This window comes from Actinomadura nitritigenes (assembly GCF_017573545.1).
In the GTDB taxonomy this organism is placed as follows: Bacteria; Actinomycetota; Actinomycetes; order Streptosporangiales; family Streptosporangiaceae; genus Spirillospora; species Spirillospora nitritigenes.
In genome coordinates, this window is sequence record NZ_JAGEOK010000090.1 from 1 (window position 1) to 2,901 (window position 2,901).

Here is a 2,901-nt window from a genome sequence, read left to right on the forward strand (position 1 = left end):
CTCGCGGTCCTGGGCTCGGTGGTCGACTCCACTGGGCGGACGGTCCTGGTGGTCGAGGTCGCCCTACCGGGCTCGCTTCACGTGCTCGAAGACTCCTACGGACTGTGACCCAGATCACTCGATAAGTCGTCTTGCAGACCTTGCAACTCGCCCTGCGGCGCGTAGCCTTCAGTACAGCAACTCGACAAACCGTGTCGTCAAGAAGGCCGATCGACAGGGAGTGGCAAGGATGGCAATCCAGGGACGGATTCCGGTGAGCTTCGGGGACGTGTTCCCGCACGGCGTGTACGCGACCGGACCGGCGGAGCCGCTGACCAACTTCGAGACCAAGCGACAGGAGACCGACAAGGACACCGGTATGCCGGTGTGGGTGATCGACGTCTACGACGCCGACCCGGACGCGAACCACAAGGCGTCCGCGATCAAGATCAAGATTGACGCCGACGTCTGCCCGGTGGTCCCGGAACCGGCGTTCGGGCCGTTCCGTCCGGTCGAGTTCGACGGGATGACGGTCACGCCGTGGATCGAGGAGACCGGCCGCAAGCCCAACGGCGAGATGCGGACCCGCATCGCCTACTCCTTCCGGGCGCGGACCGTGCGGGCTCCGGGCAAGGGCGGTGGCGCGGGCCGTCCGGCCGCTGCGGCCAAGGACGCTGCCTGATGGCGGGCGGGCGCTTCTCGGCGCTGTCGCTGCCCGTCGACGCGTCGGCCTCGACCGAGTTCAAGGCGTTCCGGGCGCGTACGCCGCTGTTCACCGTCTCGGCGGGTCGGGTGCTGGTCACCCTCGCCCTTCCCGAGCGACTGGGCGCCGGTGACGTCGAGTTCGCGCGCTCGCTGGCCGAGCAGGCGGCGGCCTACGCCGTAGAGGTCGAGCGGCTGTACCGCTCGGGTCGTCGTCCCTCGTCGGGTCGTCGTTCCGGGAAGGGGGTGGCTGCCTGATGGGCGCCTACTCCTACACGACGGTTGTGGTCGAGCCGGACGGGGCGACGCGGATCGGGGTCAGCTTGCAGCCGGACGAGTCGGTGTCGGTGCTGTGCAGCACGGGCCGTCCTCGGGCGCAGATCTCAGTGATGCATGCGGGCGCGGACGTGGTGATCGCGCCGACCGATCCGGAGTGTCCGACCGCCGGAGACGTCGAGATCGCGCGTCGGCTCGCCGCCTCGTTCGAGAGGTACGCGGACGAGGTCGAGCGGCTCCACGCGCTCAACGCCGATACCCGGCGAGACACGGCGGCCTGACCGAAAGCAGGTGGGGCGGCTGGATCTGGTCTCTCCGGCCGCCCCGCTTCTCTCCCCTCCAACCACACGAAGAGAAGAGGTGTCCAGGCTATGTCCTGGGAGTTCCGCAAGCTCGGCCCCGGCGAGAACGTCGCCGTCGAAGCACAGCGTGACCCGTTCGCGGCGCCCAAGTGGGCGCCTCCGGTGTGGCACATGCCCGAGGGTCTGGTCCTGCTCGTCAACCTCGTCCGCACCCTCGTCCGAACCGTGGTGTTCCTGGTCCGCAACATCGTCCCCGTCTCGATCGCGACCGGGCTCGGCTGGCTCGGCGTCCGCTTCGGCTGGGCCGTCCCGCTCGTCGTCCTGGCCCTCGTCCTCGTCGGCCTGGCCGTCTGGGCGGGGCTGGACCGTCCGTCCTTCGTCCGCTACGCCGCTCGTCCGGCCCGTGCCCGGTGGCGGCTAGTGATGGTCTACCGCCGCGACTGGCAACCCGTCCTCGTCACAGCGGGCCTGACCAAGACCCACAAGGGGCGGGAGTACCTGCCCAGCCTCGTCCGGGTCCGCTGCGGGCCGACGTCGGATCGCGTGCTGGTGAAGATGCTCAAAGGGCAGGCTCCCGACGCGTGGGAACGAGTCGCCCCGAACCTGGCGCACGGCTTCGGCGCGACCCTCGTCCGGGTCCGGGAGGGGGACCGTCCGGGACGGATCTGGCTGGAGTTCGTCCGCAAAGACGCCCTCGCTGTCCCGATCCCCGCCCTGCCCGTCCCCGACGCTGCGGACGTCGACCTGCGGGCGCTGGAGATCGGACGGACCGAGGACGGGTCCCCGTGGCGGCTGCGGCTCCTCGGAACGCACGTGCTCATCGCGGGCGCGACGGGGGCCGGCAAGGGCTCGGTGATCTGGTCGACGGTCCGCGCGCTGCTCCCGCTGATGCTCGCGGGCCTGGTCGAGGTCTGGGCGGTCGACCCCAAGCGCATGGAACTGTCCTTCGGCCGTCCCCTGTTCGAGCGCTACGGGCGGTACAGCGACGATCCCAAGGGCGGCATGGTCGAGCTGCTGGAGGCGGCGGCCGAGAACATGAACGCCCGCGCCGAACAGTTCGCCGGAGTCACGCGCTCGTTCACGCCGACGCACGAGCACCCGTTCCGCGTCGTGATCGTGGATGAGCTGGCGTTCCTGACCGCGTACTGCCCCGAACGCGACCTACGCAAGCGGGCCGAGTCGGCCTTGGCCGTGCTCACCTCGCAAGGCCGGTCGGTGGGGTACTGCGTGATCGGGGCGCAGCAGGACGCGCGCAAAGAGGTCAACAACCTGCGCAACCTGTTCCCCGACCGGATCGCGCTGCGCCTGGATGAGGACGAACAGGTCGACATGGTTCTCGGGGACGGTGCCCGCGACCGTGGCGCCCTGGCCGACCAGATCAGCTCGGTCCCGGAGATCGGCGCGGGGGTCGGGTTCGTCCGGCTGGAAACCGTCCCCGACCCGGTCCGCGTCCGAGCCGCGTACGTCTCCGATGACGACATCCGCGCGATGGTCGCCTTCGGCCTTCCCGTCCTCGACACCGGGGAGGCTGCGTGACACAGCTCTCCCTCGACGGGTCGGACGCCCCTGCGGCCGAGGAGACCGGTTCGGGGGCGGTGGTCAAGACGCTGCCGCCGCTGGCGCGTGAGGTCCTGCAAGCGGT

The 2,901-nt window shown here is 70.2% G+C and carries 4 protein-coding genes; all 4 read left to right on the top strand.

Annotated features, from left to right (window positions below):
* The first annotated feature begins 229 nt into the window (after window positions 1-229).
* The gene (locus J4557_RS48930) at window positions 230-661 is read left to right on the top strand and encodes a plasmid replication, integration and excision activator (protein ID WP_208274798.1); all 432 of its coding nucleotides are present in this window, start codon (window positions 230-232) and stop codon (window positions 659-661) included.
* Entirely contained in the window at window positions 661-939 is a 279-nt protein-coding gene (locus tag J4557_RS48935; protein ID WP_208274800.1) for a hypothetical protein, read from the top strand. Before J4557_RS48930 ends, J4557_RS48935 begins: the two co-directional genes overlap by 1 nt.
* A complete protein-coding gene (locus tag J4557_RS48940; RefSeq protein ID WP_208274802.1) occupies window positions 939-1,238 on the top strand; it encodes an immunoglobulin domain-containing protein in 300 nt (99 codons plus the stop codon). The genes J4557_RS48935 and J4557_RS48940 overlap by 1 nt, the downstream gene beginning before the upstream one ends.
* Window positions 1,239-1,328: 90 nt before the next feature.
* Window positions 1,329-2,795 (top strand): FtsK/SpoIIIE domain-containing protein, encoded by a 1,467-nt coding sequence (locus J4557_RS48945; protein WP_243777557.1) that lies wholly within the window; start codon window positions 1,329-1,331, stop codon window positions 2,793-2,795.
* The last annotated feature ends 106 nt before the right edge of the window (window positions 2,796-2,901 follow it).

What these genes read in the sequence shown, in the direction of transcription:
- J4557_RS48930 (WP_208274798.1), top strand. Translation starts at nt 230, where the DNA reads ATGGCAATCCAGGGACGGATTCCGGTGAGCTTCGGGGACGTGTTCCCG.
- J4557_RS48935 (WP_208274800.1), top strand. Translation starts at nt 661, where the DNA reads ATGGCGGGCGGGCGCTTCTCGGCGCTGTCGCTGCCCGTCGACGCGTCG.
- J4557_RS48940 (WP_208274802.1), top strand. Translation starts at nt 939, where the DNA reads ATGGGCGCCTACTCCTACACGACGGTTGTGGTCGAGCCGGACGGGGCG.
- J4557_RS48945 (WP_243777557.1), top strand. Translation starts at nt 1,329, where the DNA reads ATGTCCTGGGAGTTCCGCAAGCTCGGCCCCGGCGAGAACGTCGCCGTC.